At 68.2% G+C, this 15412-nt stretch carries 14 protein-coding genes; 1 reads left to right on the top strand and 13 read right to left on the bottom strand.

All coding sequences use genetic code 11. From position 1 onward, the window contains the following. The 13 genes from GSI01S_RS03230 to GSI01S_RS03170 all read right to left on the bottom strand — a co-directional run. Window positions 1-872 (bottom strand): DEAD/DEAH box helicase (locus tag GSI01S_RS03230; RefSeq protein WP_157225301.1); only part of this gene is annotated, 872 nt, incomplete at its 3' end. 3 nt (window positions 873-875) lie between these two features. Then, entirely contained in the window at window positions 876-1883 is a 1008-nt protein-coding gene (tatC, locus tag GSI01S_RS03225) for a twin-arginine translocase subunit TatC (protein WP_006894939.1), read from the bottom strand. Between the two features lie 15 nt (window positions 1884-1898). Further along, window positions 1899-2156, bottom strand: coding sequence for a Sec-independent protein translocase subunit TatA (gene tatA / locus GSI01S_RS03220; RefSeq protein WP_006894938.1), 258 nt, complete (start codon window positions 2154-2156; stop codon window positions 1899-1901). 96 nt (window positions 2157-2252) lie between these two features. Beyond that, window positions 2253-3215: a helix-turn-helix transcriptional regulator gene (locus tag GSI01S_RS03215; RefSeq protein ID WP_006894937.1), complete on the bottom strand. Its 963-nt coding sequence runs from the start codon at window positions 3213-3215 to the stop codon at window positions 2253-2255. Next, window positions 3212-4195 carry a helix-turn-helix transcriptional regulator gene (locus tag GSI01S_RS03210; protein WP_006894936.1) on the bottom strand — a complete coding sequence of 328 codons (984 nt, stop codon included), beginning with the start codon at window positions 4193-4195 and terminating at the stop codon, window positions 3212-3214. The genes GSI01S_RS03215 and GSI01S_RS03210 overlap by 4 nt, the downstream gene beginning before the upstream one ends. 16 nt (window positions 4196-4211) lie before the next feature. Then, a complete protein-coding gene (gene pafA, locus GSI01S_RS03205) occupies window positions 4212-5570 on the bottom strand; it encodes a Pup--protein ligase (RefSeq protein WP_006894935.1) in 1359 nt (452 codons plus the stop codon). A 5-nt stretch (window positions 5571-5575) separates the two neighbouring features. Further along, window positions 5576-6292: a proteasome subunit alpha gene (prcA, locus tag GSI01S_RS03200; RefSeq protein ID WP_006894934.1), complete on the bottom strand. Its 717-nt coding sequence runs from the start codon at window positions 6290-6292 to the stop codon at window positions 5576-5578. Beyond that, window positions 6289-7155, bottom strand: coding sequence for a proteasome subunit beta (gene prcB, locus GSI01S_RS03195; RefSeq protein ID WP_006894933.1), 867 nt, complete (start codon window positions 7153-7155; stop codon window positions 6289-6291). The genes prcA and prcB overlap by 4 nt, the downstream gene beginning before the upstream one ends. Further along, complete coding sequence (locus tag GSI01S_RS03190; RefSeq protein WP_006894932.1) at window positions 7152-7343, bottom strand: ubiquitin-like protein Pup; 192 nt, start codon at window positions 7341-7343, stop codon at window positions 7152-7154. Before GSI01S_RS03190 ends, prcB begins: the two co-directional genes overlap by 4 nt. Before the next feature lie 117 nt (window positions 7344-7460). Continuing rightward, window positions 7461-8966 carry a depupylase/deamidase Dop gene (dop, locus tag GSI01S_RS03185; protein WP_006894931.1) on the bottom strand — a complete coding sequence of 502 codons (1506 nt, stop codon included), beginning with the start codon at window positions 8964-8966 and terminating at the stop codon, window positions 7461-7463. Between the two features lie 45 nt (window positions 8967-9011). Then, window positions 9012-11639: an FHA domain-containing protein gene (locus GSI01S_RS03180; protein ID WP_006894930.1), complete on the bottom strand. Its 2628-nt coding sequence runs from the start codon at window positions 11637-11639 to the stop codon at window positions 9012-9014. 110 nt (window positions 11640-11749) lie between these two features. Next, window positions 11750-13426, bottom strand: a complete 1677-nt coding sequence (arc, locus tag GSI01S_RS03175; protein ID WP_006894929.1) for a proteasome ATPase — start codon at window positions 13424-13426, stop codon at window positions 11750-11752. Between the two features lie 33 nt (window positions 13427-13459). Continuing rightward, complete coding sequence (locus GSI01S_RS03170) at window positions 13460-14290, bottom strand: tRNA (adenine-N1)-methyltransferase (RefSeq protein WP_006894928.1); 831 nt, start codon at window positions 14288-14290, stop codon at window positions 13460-13462. Window positions 14291-14394: 104 nt separating this feature from the next. Here GSI01S_RS03170 and GSI01S_RS03165 point away from each other — a divergent pair, with 104 nt between their 5' ends. Next, window positions 14395-15252 carry a thioesterase family protein gene (locus GSI01S_RS03165; protein ID WP_006894927.1) on the top strand — a complete coding sequence of 286 codons (858 nt, stop codon included), beginning with the start codon at window positions 14395-14397 and terminating at the stop codon, window positions 15250-15252. Window positions 15253-15412: the final 160 nt, after the last annotated feature.

Raw genomic sequence — 15412 nt, 5'->3', positions numbered from 1 at the left:
GCGAGCGCGCCGTCGCAGCCCTTGCGGGAGAAGATGAAGGTGATCGCGGGCAGCAGCCCGTTCTCCTCGAGGAGCCGGATCAGTCTGGGCCGCGAGACTCCGGTCCCGCCGCGCCGGCGTTCGCGCGCCAGACGTTCGCGGTAACCGCCGACAGCGTCGTCGGACAGCAGGCGGTGCTTGATGAAGCGGTTGAGCTCGGGGTTCACCTGCTTCGGATGCTTGCGGTCGAAGAGCTCGAACATCCTGTTTCCGACCAGCATGTGCTGGTGCAGCGGTACCGGCCGGTGCTCGTCGACGATCACCGCGGTGTCGCCCCGGACCGTGGTGATCCAGTCGCCGAACTCCTCCGCGTTACTCACCGTCGCCGACAGGCTCGCCACGCGCACCGACGGATCGAGCCCCAGGATCACCTCCTCCCACACGGCGCCCCGGAAACGGTCGGCGAGGAAATGCACCTCGTCCATCACCACGTGCGAGAGGCCCTGCAACGACGACGACTCCGCGTACAGCATGTTGCGGAGCACCTCGGTCGTCATCACGACCACCGGTGCCCCCGAGTTGATCGAGTTGTCGCCGGTCAGCAGTCCCACATTCGCCGCACCGTGCACGTCGACGAGGTCGTGGTACTTCTGGTTGCTCAGCGCTTTGATCGGAGTGGTGTAGAAGCACTTCGTCCCCTGCGCCAGCGCGAGATGCACGGCGAACTCACCGACGATCGTCTTGCCCGCGCCCGTGGGGGCGCACACGAGCACGCCCTGCCCCGCCTCCAGAGCGGCGCACGCCTCCCTTTGGAAGGGGTCGAGTCGAAAGCCGAGTCGAGCGGTGAACGCCGCTAGTTGCGGGCCGGGGCCGGAGAAGTCGTCGGTGGTCATCACCTACAGGATGTCATCGAATGCGCCCGGAGTCCGAACGGATCGACGCTCGCTCGACGCGCCGATCGGTCCCGCGGGCTCGATGGGTGCCGGACGGCCGACGTCGTCGGTCACCGGGGCGGAGCCGTCGTGTTCGAGCGGCGAGGCCTGATCGTCGGGCACGCTCATCCAGTCGGGATCGCGGCGGGCCTTGCGGCGGTCGTGGAAACGGGCGATCTGAATGGCCATCTCGAGGAGCACAGTGAGCGCCGCCGCCAGCGCCAACATGGTGAACGGGTCCTGGCCGGGTGTCACGACCGCGGCGAAGACGAACATCGCGAAGATGAGCCCGCGGCGCCACCGCTTGAGTCGTTCGTAGGTGAGCACTCCGACCAGGTTCAGCGCGACGATCAGCAGCGGAAGCTCGAAGCTGATGCCGAAGAGGATCAGCAGGTGCAGCATGAAGCTGAAGTACTGGTCGCCCGCGAGCGCAGTGACCTGAACGTCGTTGCCCACCGTCAGCAGGAAGTGGAACGCCTTCGACACCACCAGGTAGGCCAGCACTGCGCCGGCGACGAAGAGGACGCTCGCAGCTGCGACGAAGCTGATGCCGTATCGACGCTCGTTCTTGTGCAGCCCCGGTGTGATGAAACGCCAGATCTGCAGCAGCCAGATCGGGCATGCGAGTACCACGCCCGCGGTCAGGGCGACCTGAAGGCGCAGCATGAACTGGTCGAACGGCCCGGTGGCCAGCAGCCGGCATTCGCCGTCGGGGGTCAGCGAGGCGCGGGTGGACGCCGGGAGGTCGCAGTACGGACCGCGGAGGAGCTCACCCAGTGACTCGATCCGCCACACGCCGTGGCTGTACCAGACGAAACCGATGACGGTGGTGACCGCGATCGCCACCATCGAGATGACGAGCCGGGTCCTCAGCTCGTAGAGGTGCTCGGCCAACGGCATCGAGCCGTCGGGGTTGACTCGGCTCCGTCGCTGCCGGGGGTCGAGACGGGCGAGTGAGAATCGCTTGCGCACTCCGGTGGTGCGCGGCTAGGCCGTCTTCTTGTCGGATCGTGTCGCCTGGTCGGCGGGATCCGGACTCGGCTGAGGTGCGGTCGGCAGTTCGCGCGCGGTCTCAGTGGTCTCGGCGGACGGCTTGCCGTCGCTCTGCATCTCCTGGATCTCCGATTTGAAGATGCGCAGCGACCGGCCGAGGCCGCGAGCCGCCCCGGGGAGCTTGGCCGAGCCGAACAGCAGCACGAGCACGAGCAGAACGACCGCCCAGTGCCACGGCGACATCGCACCCATAATTCAACCCTTCGAGAGTAAACAGTCTCAGACGTGTTCGAGTCTACCGAACAGCGGCGTCATCGGCGCGCCCAGATTCGTCGGCCGGTACTGCGGTCAGGAACCGTACCGGCTCCGCGCAGCCTTCGCGGTGCTCGCGATCAGCGACGTCACGCCGTCGACGTCGCTACGAACCCGCACGCGCCCGCCGAATCCGAGCACGAATCGCGCGAGCCACTGGGGCGAGCCGTAGCGGATGGTCGCGGTGATCGGCTCGGTCGGCTCCTCGGAGAGTTCGTCGTCGGGCTCCGCCGCGAAGTACTCGAGCAGCCAGACCGCCTCGGGATCGATCTCGATGTGCGCCGTGGGCAGTTCCCCGGTGAGCGCGCCCAGATCGGTCGGGTCCGTCCGGTGGAGGGCCTCGACCGGAGGCTGCGAGACCTCGCCGGTGCCGTGCGCCGACTCGATCCGGTCGAATCGGAACAGGCGCACGCCCTCCGACGACCGGCACCAGGCCTCCAGATAACTGTTGCCGTCCACCGCCCGGATGCGGATCGGATCGACGGTCCGCTCGGTCACCTCGTCGCGACTGGCCGTGTAGTACGTGATCCTCAGCGACTGGCCGTCCTCCAGGGCCTGGCGGATGACGCCGTCGACGGGCGGTGCCGGAGCGGCGGGCAGGTCGGCGCTCACCGCGCGCCGCGTGGTACCCATCGCCTCCTCGATCTTCGCGATCGCGCTGCGCACGGCATCGGCGTCGACCGCTCCCCGTGTCTCGGAGAGCATGTTGAGCGCCATCAGCAGCACGTTGGCCTCGGGGCCGGTCAGCCGCAGCGGCCGGTCCATTCCTGCGGTGAAGACCACGCTGACGTATCCGTCCCAGAACTGGATGTCGATGAGGTGTTCGGGACCGTAGCCCGGGAGACCGCACACGTACAGTTGCTCGAGATCGGTCTGCAATTGGTGTTCGCTGACGCCGAGGTCGTCGGCTGCGGTCGACACCTTGATTCCCGGACGGGCCAGGAAGTACGGCACCATCGCCAGCAGACGCGACAGCCGGCTCGGATTGGCGTCGCTCATGCGCTCACCTCCGCCGCGATCAGGCGGTCCAGGTCGGCGACCACCTCCGCGCGCAGATCGTCCGGTGCGAGCACCACCGCGTCGGGTCCGGCGGCCAGGATCACCCTGCGCAGCCCCGACCGCGAATGGATCTCCACGGTCAGCAGATCTCCGTCCTCGTCTCCGAACCGCTGCGGGACCGTCGACGTCGCCATCCGCCGCAGGCCGTGCGCCCGACCGGCGGCGACCCAGATCTCCGCGGTGGCGCCGCCGTCCGCGGTCGCCACGTCGACCGCCTCGTTCACGATCGCCTGGATGTCGACCGTCGCCGGCACCACCACCGATCCCGCATCGCCGAAGGCTTCGACATCGGAGATCCGGGAGATCCGGAAGGTCCGCACAGCTCCGCGGTCGCGGTCGTGTCCGGTGACGTACCAGCGTCCGCCGCCGCCGGCGATCCCCCACGGTTCGAGGGTCCGCGTCTTGCGGCCTTTCGACGAGCGGTGAGTGAAGGTGACCGGGCGGCCGGCGTCGATCGCCGAGAGCAGATCGGTGATCGTGCGTTCGTCGCCCAGTGATCTGGTGGCGCCGCCGAGGGTCACCACCGATTCGTCGTCGGGAACCACTTCGATCCCCGCCGCGCGGAGCTTGAGGACCGCGGTCTGGAAGACGGCCGCCACCGAGGGATCGCGCCAGAGCGCCGAGGCCGCGGCCACGGCGGCCGCCTCGGCACGATCGAGGGTGATGTCGGGCAGCGCGTACTGGTCCGGATCGATCCGGTAGCCCTCCTCGCCCTGCGGGTTGCGGCCGGTCTCGACGGGAATGCCCATCTCTCGCAGCAGCGCCTTGTCGCGCTCGAGCATCCGCTTGAACGAGTCGTCGCTCCGGTCCGACTCCATGTATCCCTGCACGTTCGCACGCACATAGGTTGCGGGGACGTACGTCCGCGCCGACATCAAGCAGACGACGAGGTTGACGAGTCTCTCGTTCTTCGCAGTCACGCGTCCACTTTAGGCGTCACATCGACGCGATCAGCCGATCGACGCGCTCATCGACGTTCCGGAACGGGTCCTTGCAGAGCACGTTCCGCTGCGCCTGATCGTTGATCTTCAGATGCACCCAGTCGACGGTGAAGTCTCGTCCCGCCTTCTGGGCCGCGGTGATGAAGTCGCCGCGGAGCTTGGCCCGGGTGGTCTGCGGCGGCGTCGAGGTGGCCTCGTCGATCGCCTCGTCGGTGGTGACCCGTGCCGCGAGCCCCTTGCGGGACAGCAGGTCGAAGACGCCGCGGCCCCGGCGGATGTCGTGGTAGGCCAGGTCGAGTTGCGCGATCTTCGGATCGGTCAGTTCCATCGAGTACTTGTCCTGGTAGCGCTGCATCAGCTTGCGCTTGATCACCCAGTCGATCTCGGTGTCGACACCGCTGAAGTCGTCGCGCTCCACGGCGTCGAGGACACGGCCCCACAGGTCCACCACGCGATCGAGCGTCGGGTCGGGCGTGCGCGTCTGCAGGTGCTTGACGGCCCGCGCGTGGTACTCGCGCTGGATCGCCAGCGCCGTCGCCGTCCGTCCGCCCGCGAGCCGGATCTCGCGCCGGCCGGTCGGGTCGTGGCTGATGTCCCGGATCGCGCGGATCGGGTTGTCGAGCGCGAAGTCGTGGAACGAGATCCCCGACTCGATCATCTCCAGCACCAGCAGTGCGGAACCGACCTTGAGCATGGTGGTGGTCTCGGACATGTTGGAGTCGCCGACGATCACGTGCAGCCGACGGTACTTCTCGGCATCGGCGTGGGGCTCGTCGCGTGTGTTGATGATCGGCCGCGACCGGGTGGTCGCGGACGAGACGCCCTCCCAGATGTGGTCGGCGCGCTGCGACAGGCAGTAGCGCGCCTCGTGGCCCACCGAGAGCACCTTGCCCGCCCCGCAGATCAGCTGGCGCGTCACGAGGAAGGGCAGCAGCACATCGGAGACCCTGCCGAACTCCCCCACCCGGCTGACCAGGTAGTTCTCGTGGCATCCGTAGGAGTTGCCCGCGGAGTCGGTGTTGTTCTTGAACAGGTAGATGTCGCCGCCGATGCCCTCGGCCACCAAACGTTCCTCGGCGTCGACGAGCAGTTCCTCCAGGATCCGCTCGCCCGCACGGTCGTGCGTGATCAGTTGCGCCACCGAGTCGCATTCGGCGGTGGCGTACTCGGGGTGAGAGCCGACGTCGAGGTACAGCCGCGCACCGTTGGTGAGGAAGACGTTCGACGACCGGCCCCACGCGACGACGCGCCGGAACAGGTAGCGCGCGACCTCGTCCGGGCTGAGGCGACGCTGTCCCTTGAACGTGCAGGTGACACCGAATTCGGTCTCGATGCCCATGATCCGTCGTTCCACGGCGCTCACTCCTCGAGGTAGCCGGCGATGTCGGTGCGGCGCAGCCGCTTGAACGCCCGCCGCGGTCGGTTGCGATCCAGGATCGCCACCTCGACGTCGGCGGCGGTGAGTGTCGGTGCGGCGGCGGTGTCGCCGTTGGCCGACTCGGCCGGTGTGGACAGTGCGCGCACGGCGATCTGCAGGGCGCGCGGCAGCGGAAGGTTCGGCTCGTATGCGTCTTTCATCGCCGCGTTGATGGGTTCGGTGCTGCCGCCCATCACGATGAACGAGGTCTCGTCGACGATCGATCCGTCGTAGCCGATCCGGTAGAGCTGCGACGGGGTGGTGCGTCCGGCCCGGGCCACCTCGCCGACGCAGAGTTCCACTTCGAAGGGCTTGGCCTGCTCGGTGAACACCGCGCCGAGGGTGTTCGCGTAAGCACTGGCCAGCGACAGTCCGGTCACGTCGGCGCGGTCGTAGCTGTAGCCGCGCAGGTCGGCCATCTGGATGCCGGCCTTCCGCAGGCCCTCGAACTCGTTGTACTTGCCGACGGCCGCGAAACCGATGCGGTCGTAGATCTCACTGACCTTGCGCAGCGTGTTCGACGGATTGTGCGCCACGAACAGGACGCCGTCGGCGTAGGTGAGCGCCACCACGCTGCGGCCCCGGGCGATGCCCTTGCGCGCCAGCTCCGAGCGGTCTCGCATGATCTGCTCGGCGCTTGCATAGTACGGAAAAGTCATGCGCGCTCCCCTGTCTGGCCGGCCGACTCGGACGGTGCCGTACCCGACGCCGCCGCGCTCCTGCGGCGGGCGACCACCGCCTCGGCCGCACTCTCGATCTCCGCTTCCGCCACCAGGTCGGCGCCCTCGGCGCTCACCCGGGCGGCGGTCGGGAAGATCCGCCGCACCAGATCCGGGCCACCGGTCGCGGAGTCGTCGTCGGCCGCATCGTAGAGCGCCTCGACCGCGACCGCCAGCGCCTCGTCGGCGGACAGGTCCGAACGGTACAGCTTCTTCAGAGACGATTTCGCGAAGACCGATCCCGAGCCGATCGCGTCGTAGCCGCCGGTCTCCTCGTGACGGGAGCCGGCGACGTCGAACGAGAAGATCCGGCCCCGTGCGCCCGCGTCGGCTTCGGCGTCGAAACCGACGAGCAGCGGGATCGCGGCGAGCCCCTGCAGCGCAGCGCCCAGGTTGCTGCGGACCATCGTCGCCAGGCGTGCCACCTTGCCGTCGAGGGTCAGCGGCACTCCTTCGATCTTCTCGTAGTGCTCCAATTCGACGGCGAACAGCCGGACCATCTCGATCGCGATGCCCGCGGTGCCCGCGATACCCGCCGCGGAGTATTCGTCGGTGACGTACACCTTCTGCACATCACGGGTGGCGATGAGGTTGCCCATCGTCGACCGGCGGTCGCCGGCCAGCACCACGCCACCGGGGTAGCTGACCGCGACGATCGTGGTGCCGTGCGGGATCTGCTCCACGCCGGCCCGGCCGCCACCGTCGATCATGTTGTGCGGCAATCGATCAGGCGCATGAACGCGCAGGTACTCGGTGAACGACGAGATCCCGCCGGCTCCAGCCTCGCCCGGTACCGAGATCACTGCCCGCCCTTCTGGACGTAGGCGCGGACGAAGTCCTCCGCATTCTCCTCCAGCACGTCGTCGATCTCGTCGAGTAGATCGTCGGTCTCGCCGGTGAGCTTCTCTCTCCGCTCCTGGCCGGCCGCACCACCACCGATCGCGTCGTCATCGTCGCTGCCGCCGCCTCGCTTGGTCTGCTCCTGCGCCATGTTCGCCTCCTGAGAAGAGAATGTTGTGACTTCAACCCTACCGGTGGGCGCGGTCCCAGCGTCGCCGACGCGTCGGTCCGGTCGGCGATCGTCTTGCGCCGGTGGGATTCCGGCCGTTCACGACGCGGTCAGGCGGTCGACCAGATCGGCGGCCGAGTCGGCGGCGTCGAGCAGTTCACCGACGTGAGCAGCGGTGCCGCGAAGCGGTTCGAGCATGGGAATCCGGACCAGCGAGTCGCGGCCGAGGTCGAAGATCACCGAGTCCCAGCTGGCGGCGGCGACGTCGGCGCCGAACCGGCGGACGGCTTCGCCGCGGAAGAAGGCCCGTGTGCTCTCCGGCGGCGTCTCGACCGCGCGCATCACCTCGTCCTCGGTGGTCATTCGTTTCATGGACCCGCGTGCCACCAGACGGTTGTAGAGACCCTTGTCGAGACGGACGTCCGAGTACTGCAGGTCGATGAGCTGCAGACGCGACGCCGACCAGGTGAGTCCCTCGCGGTTGCGGAAACCCTCCAGCAGCCGCAGTTTGGCCGGCCAGTCCAGCAGATCGGCGCACTCCATGGGATCGCGTTCGAGCTTGTCGAGGACATCGGCCCACGAGGCCAGCACGTGCGCGGCGCGCTCGTCGTCGGAGTGGTGGGCGTCGTGGAACTTCTGCGCTCGGTCGAGGTACTCGCGTTGCAGGGCCAGCCCGGTCATCTCACGGCCGTTCTCGAGCGCCACGGCCGTGCGCAGCGTCGGGTCGTGGCTGATCGCGTGAACCGCCTCGACGGGCCAGGCCAGCGCGAGATCGGACAGGTCCACCCCGGCCTCGATCAGGTCCAGCACGAGTGCCGTGGTGCCCACCTTGAGGTAGGTCGCCGTCTCGGCGAGATTCGCGTCACCGATGATGACGTGCAGGCGGCGGTACTTCTCGGGATCGGCGTGCGGTTCGTCGCGGGTGTTGATGATCCCCCGCTTCAGTGTGGTCTCGAGACCGACCTCGACCTCGATGTAGTCGGCACGCTGCGACAGCTGGTAACCGGAGTCCTCGCCGCGCTGGCCGATGCCCACCCGGCCCGAACCGCAGATCACCTGACGCGACGCGAAGAAGGGCATCAATCCGGTGATGATCGAGTCGAACGGCGTGTCGCGGCGCATCAGGTAGTTCTCGTGAGTGCCGTACGAGGCGCCCTTGCCGTCGATGTTGTTCTTGTACAACTGCAGCCGAGGGGCGCCGGGAACGCTCGCGACATGCCGAGCCGCCTGCTCCATCACCCGCTCCCCCGCCTTGTCCCAGATCACCGCGTCGAGCGGGTCGGTCACCTCGGGTGCCGAATACTCCGGATGCGCGTGATCGACGTACAGCCGAGCACCGTTGGTGAGGATCATGTTGGCGGCGCCGATCTCGTCGGCGTCGATGATGGGTGCCGGACCGCCGCTTCGGCCGAGGTCGAATCCGCGCGCATCGCGCATCGGTGACTCGACCTCGTAGTCCCAGCGGGTCCGGCGGTCACGGCGCGGCACGTTCGCCGCGGCGGCGTACGCCAGGACGGCCTGGGTTGACGTCATGATCGGGTTCGCGGACGGATCGCCGGGCGCGGAGATGCCGTACTCGACTTCGGTTCCGATGATGCGCTGCATGGAACCCAGCCTAACCGTGGCGATCTGCGCCCGGCGCGGCGCCGGTCAGCGTCTGCGCAACCGCAGGCGGGAGAAGATGAACAGCGTGAGTACCAGCGCGATGGCCACCAGCGCCGCATAACTGATGAGCGCGTGCGCGAGGGAGGGCTCCCAGAGCGGATACATCATCTCGCCACCGGGCTCGTCGATCTTCACCTGGGGAACCTGATCGGCGATCCACGGGATGTTCACCGACTGCGCCGCATTGGTGTACCCCCAGTAGGTCGGGAACAGCCAGGTGATCGGCTTGACGAAGGCCGACCCGATCGCGAACAACCCGCCCGAGAGGACCAACTGGACCATCACCACGATCACCAGCGGCGGCATCGTCTGTTCGGTCGATCGCACGGCCGCCGAGATCGCGAGGCCGACGAGCACGCTCACGCACGCCAGTGTGGCGACCGCGATGAACAGCGTCACCGCGGGCGGGATCGCGGGTTCGGCGCCGCCGGTCTTGACGATGTCGGCGGCCTTCGGCATCGCCCGAAGCCCATAGGTGATGCCGATCATGATCGCCACCTGTACCACGCTCATCAGCGAGAACACCAGGATCTTGGCGGTCAGGTATGCGCCCGGACGCAGTCCCACCGCGCGCTCGCGCTCAAAGATCCCCCGCTCGCCGACCAGATCGCGGACGGCGAGCGCGGTGCCCATGAAGGCGGCGCCGATCACCAGCACGGTGAGGATCTGCAGAGCCTCCCCCGGATCCTTCGGCGGGACGTAGTCGTTCGTCGGCGGCAGCACCGCCCGGCTGAATCCCTTGTCACCCGGGATCACGAGGGTGAGCAGTCCCAGGACGATCGGCATCACCAGCAGCACCACCAGGTACCCCTTGTCGGCCCACACCAGGCGGAACTGCCGTCGGGCCACCGTGCTGGTCTGCCGCATCAGGCCCATCTTGACCGGTGTGACGGGTGCCCCGGGCGCGGGCGCCTGCGGTGGCGGCTGATGCGGATGGCGCCCGCGGTACTGGGCCCAGGCCTGGTCGGGCTGTTCGGCGACGTAGCTGAAGATCTCCGCCCAGTCGGCGGTGCCCATCTCGCCGGCCACATCCCCGGGGGCGCCGCAGAACGACGTCTTGCCGCCGGGCGCCAGCAGCAGCACTTGGTCGCACAGACTCAGGTAGGTGAGCGAGTGGGTCACCACCAGCACCACGCGACCCGCGTCGGCGAGCCGGCGCAGCGTCTTCATCACCTGCTGGTCGAGAGCCGGATCCAGACCCGAGGTCGGCTCGTCGAGGATGAGCAGCGACGGCCCGGTGAGCAGCTCCATCGCCACCGAAGCGCGTTTGCGCTGGCCGCCGGAGAGTTTGTCGACGCGGGTGTCGACGTGCTCGGTGAGCTGGAGTTCGGAGAGCACGCCGTCGATCACGACGTCGCGGTCGGCGGTCGACAGATCGGCGGGCAGCCGCAGTTCGGCCGCATAGCGCAGCGCCTGTCGGAGGGTGAGCTTCTGGTGCAGCACGTCGTCCTGCGGCACCATCCCGATACGGGAGCGCAGCGCCTCGTACTCGCTGTGAACTCCGCGCCCCTCGAAGGTCACGACTCCGACTGTCGGGTTGTTCAGGCCCGCGACGATCTTCGAGACCGTCGACTTGCCCGCTCCGGACGGGCCGATGATCGCGGTGAGCGTGCCGGGGGCCGCGGAGAAGGAGACGTCGTTGAGCAGTGCCTTGCCGTCGATCGTCAAGCCGATCCCGGATACCTCGAGGCCACCGGCCACCTGCGCCTGTGGCCGCCCGCGCACCAGGCGGCCGTCGGTCAGCACGAAGTCGGAGTTGCCGATCGTGACGACGTCGTTCTCGCTGAGGCGATGCGCCATCACGCGACGGCCGTTGACGAAGGTGCCGTTCACGCTCCCGAGGTCTTCCAGGAGCAACCCCTGCGGGGTACTCGTCATCCGCGCATGGTGCCGGGAGGCCAGGACGTCGCTGACGACGATGTCGTTGTCGGGCGTGCGGCCGATGGTCTGCACGCCGGTGAGCGAGATGGTCTCGCGCCCGCGCAGGTCGCCGGGCACTTCGTAGACGGCCGACGCGTTCTGATGCAGTGCCGCCAGGTGCGGGGCGTCGGGAAGCGCGCCGAATCGCGGGGGCGCCTGCCGGTATCCGCCGGGCGGACGCTGAGCCGAGAGCGGTGCGGTGGCCGGACGGTTCGCCGGGCGCACGGGTGGCCGGTCCGGCCGCTGCGGCCCGGACGGGTACGGCGTCGGCGCCTGCGGTCCGGCTGCGGATCGCAGCGGGCGAGACTGCGGCGCCGGAGGCTGCGGCACGGGCGGTTGCCGGCCCGGGACCGGACGCGAGGGTGGCACCACCGTCGGAGCCGCGGCTCCCTGCGGAGCCAACTCGACCACGGGTCCGGTCGCCGCATCACCGAGGCGGATCTGGACCGGCCGGTCGATCCGGGCCGCGGACTGCCGGACGCCTGCCACGAAGAAGCCGTTCGTGCTTCCGCGATCGACCACGCTCCAGCCGTCCGACCACTCGAACGCCAGGTGCACGCGGGACACGAGCGGGTGATTCACCACGACGTCGTTGTCGGGAGTGCGCCCGAGCGTCGCCGGTGAGGTCCGCACCACATGCGGGCGAGCCTGTGCGACCCGGACCTGCAGCGGGGTGATTGCTGTCGTGTTCATCGCCGGTAACTCTAGCGAGTCCCGGCGCCCGGCCTAGACCGACGGAATGACTAAGCCGGATCCGGGCTCCGGCGAACGCGGTTGGGCGGGCCGCGGACCAGAGCCCGGGATCAGAGATACTGGCCGGTGTTCGACTCGGTGTCGATGGCCCGGCTGGCACCGCCGGTCTTACCCGTGACCAGCGTCCGGATGTAGACGATGCGCTCGCCCTTCTTCCCCGAGATGCGCGCCCAGTCGTCCGGGTTGGTCGTGTTCGGCAGATCCTCGTTCTCCGAGAACTCATCCAGAATCGAGTCGAGGAGATGGCTGATCCGCAGTCCGCTCTGACCGGTGTCGAGATGCGCCTTGATCGCGTACTTCTTCGCTCGGTCGACGACGTTCTGAATCATCGCTCCCGAGTTGAAGTCCTTGAAGTACATGATCTCCTTGTCGCCGTTGGCGTAGGTGACCTCCAGGAACCGGTTGTCGTCGGACTCGGCGTACATCCGCTCCACCACGCGCTGGATCATCGCGTCGATGCACCGCCGGCGATCGCCGTCGAACTCCGCCAGATCCTCCGGGTGCACCGGCAGATCGGGCGTCAGGTACTTCGAGAAGATGTCGATCGCCGACTCCGCGTCCGGCCGCTCGATCTTGATCTTGACGTCCAGACGGCCCGGCCGGAGAATCGCCGGATCGATCATGTCCTCGCGGTTGGAGGCGCCGATCACGATCACGTTCTCCAGGCCCTCGACGCCGTCGATCTCGCTCAGCAGCTGGGGCACCACCGTCGTCTCGACATCCGAGGACACGCCGGAGCCGCGGGTACGGAAGATCGAGTCCATCTCGTCGAAGAAGACGATCACCGGAGTGCCCTCCGACGCCTTCTCACGGGCGCGCTGGAAGATCAGCCGGATGTGTCGCTCGGTCTCGCCGACGAACTTGTTCAGCAGCTCCGGGCCCTTGATGTTGAGGAAGTACGATTTGGCCTCGTGCGCGTTGTCTCCGCGCGCCTCGGCGATCTTCCTCGCCAGTGAATTGGCGACGGCCTTCGCGATGAGCGTCTTGCCGCATCCGGGAGGTCCGTACAGGAGCACGCCCTTCGGGGGGCGCAGCGAGTACTCGCGGAACAGGTCCTTGTGCAGGAACGGGAGTTCGACGGCGTCGCGGATCTGCTCGATCTGACGGCGAAGTCCGCCGATGTCCTCGTAATCGACGTCCGGAACCTCTTCGAGGACGAGATCCTCCACCTCGGCCTTCGGGATGCGCTCGAGGGCGAAGCCGGCCTTGCCGTCGATCATCAGCGAATCGCCGGGCCGGAGCTTGCGGGTCGACTCGCCGCCTTCGTCGGTGTGGATCAGCGAGCCCGCGAGTTGGACGATCCGCTCCTCGTCGCTGTGGCCGACGACGAGGGCTCGCCGTCCGTCCGCGAGGACCTCGCGCAGGGTGCTGATCTCGCCGACCGTGTCGTAGTCGAGCGACTCGACGACGGTCAATGCCTCATTGAGGCGGAGCGACTGGCCCCGCCGGAGAGCGGAGGCGTCGATGTTGGGTGACAGCGTCAGCCGCATCTTGCGACCGGAGGTGAACACGTCGACGGTGTCGTCGTCGAAGACCTGCAGGAGCACGCCGTATCCGCTGGGCGGCTGACCCAGGTTGTCGACTTCCTCGCGCAGGGCGATGAGCTGCTGTCTCGCCTCTTTGAGCATCTCGGTGAGCTTGCTGTTGCGCACGGTGAGACTCTCGACGCGCTGCTGCATGGTCGAGAATTCGACGCTGCTGCTGGGCGAACGGTCGGACTCGGTCATCGTCTCTCCTTTGCCGGTGGTACGTACTCCACGCTACCCGCGTGTGGGACGCCGTTGTACCCGAAGCGTTTCCGTACCGTCGGCGAGTCGGCGCGCGGTGATCAGGAAGGCGGTGTGGCCCTGCATCCGGTGCTCGGGGCGGACCGCGAGACCCACCGCACTCCACTCGCGGACCAGCGACTCCCATGCGCGCGGCTCGGTCCAGCACTGCTGTTCGCGCAGGCCCTCCATCACCTTCGACAGCTGCGTCACCGTGGCCACGTACACGGTCAGCACGCCGCCGGGGCGGATCGTCTTCGACACCACGTCCAGGCACTCCCACGGCGCGAGCATGTCGAGGATGATGCGGTCGAACTGCTCGGCGGGGTCGTGATCGACGAGATCTCCGACGCGCAGGGTCCAGTTGTCGGGGCGCCCGCCCAGGAAGGTCTCGACGTTGCGGACGGCGTGCTCGGCGTGATCCTCTCGCACCTCGTACGACAGCACCGAGCCCTCGGTGCCGACGGCGCGCAGCAGCGACAGCGTCAGCGCTCCCGATCCCGCGCCGGCCTCCAGGACTCGGGCACCGGGGAAGATGTCGCCCTCGGCGACGATCTGCGCGGAGTCCTTCGGGTAGATCACCTGCGCCCCGCGGGGCATGGAGACCACGTAGTCGGTCAGCAGCGGTCGCAGCGCCAGGTACTGGGTGCCCGAGGTCGCCTCGACGACGCAGCCCTCGGGGCTGCCGATCAGATCGTCGTGCAGGATGCCGCCGCGATGCGTGTGGAACTGCTTGCTCTCCTCCAGGACGACGGTGAACTTGCGTCCCTTCGCGTCGGTGAGCTGTACGCGATCGCCTACGGCGAACGGGCCGGTTGTCGCCATCGTGCTGGTGTCCTTCAAGTCGGTCGGCAGGGCCGATTCGGGGCCTTCGCGAGGAGTGGAGAGGCCCGGGAATCGCTCAGACAACCTTGTCATAGAGTGCCGGTATGGACATGAGCGAGGTGCCCTACAGCTGCTACTACGAGCCCATCCCCGTCCCCGGCGGTGACGATCCGGGCTACGAGTACTTCCAGCCGACACCGGCCACGGCGAGCGTGTGGTCGCAGGACATGCAGCACGGCGGTCCGCCCGCCGGCCTGCTGATGCGCGCGATGATGCGAGCCGTGCCGGACGACGGTCAGGAGTTCAGCCGCATCACCACCGAGATCATCGGACCCGTGGGGCTGGGCGTGAACCGGATCCGCACCAGCATCCCGCGGCCGGGCCGACGCATCTCGATGGTTCAGGCCGACCTCGAGGCGCAGGGGCCCGACGGCACCTACCGGACGGTGGCCCGGTCGGTGGCGTGGCGTCTGCTCGGGTCCGACTCGACGGCCGTCGCCGACGCTCCCCTCGATCCGCTGCCCGCCTCGCCGGACGAGCTTCCGCAGACGGTCGGATTCCCGACACAGGACACGGACGCGGTCGCATGGGGAAAGGTCGGGTTCATCGGCACCACCGTCACCGCCCGTCAGCCCGGCCGCAACGGCAAGACGCCGGCGATCTGGATCCGGCCCGCGATCCCGCTGGTGGCCGGCGAGGAGATGTCGCACCTCGAGTCGGTGTTCACCGTGCTCGACGTCGCGAACGGCGTCGGGACGCGTCTGGACCCGACGCAGTGGTCGTGGATGAACATGGACACGACGGTCCATCTGATCACCCAGCCGACCTCACCGTGGCTCGGTGTGGACTCCGATCTCGCCGTCGGCGCGCGCGGCTACGGCGCCAGCTTCGCCGACCTCTACGACGTCTCAGGCTTCCTCGGCCGCTCGGCGCAGACCGATCTGATCGCCGAGCAGGGATAGCGGCTGGAGCTACTTCTTGGCCGGTTGGACACCTCACCGGCTGGTTGGGCGCCTAACAGGCTGGTTGAGCGCCTAACAGGCTGGTTGAGCGAGCGTAGCGAGTCGAAACCGCCGCGAGTGAAGCTGGGAACCGAGCGATCGAGCTCCCAGCCCGAGTGGC

This window comes from Gordonia sihwensis NBRC 108236 (genome assembly GCF_000333035.1).
Lineage (GTDB): Bacteria > Actinomycetota > Actinomycetes > Mycobacteriales > Mycobacteriaceae > Gordonia > Gordonia sihwensis.
The sequence above is the reverse complement of the archived record's forward strand: the minus strand, read 5'-3'. Positions and strand labels throughout refer to the sequence as shown.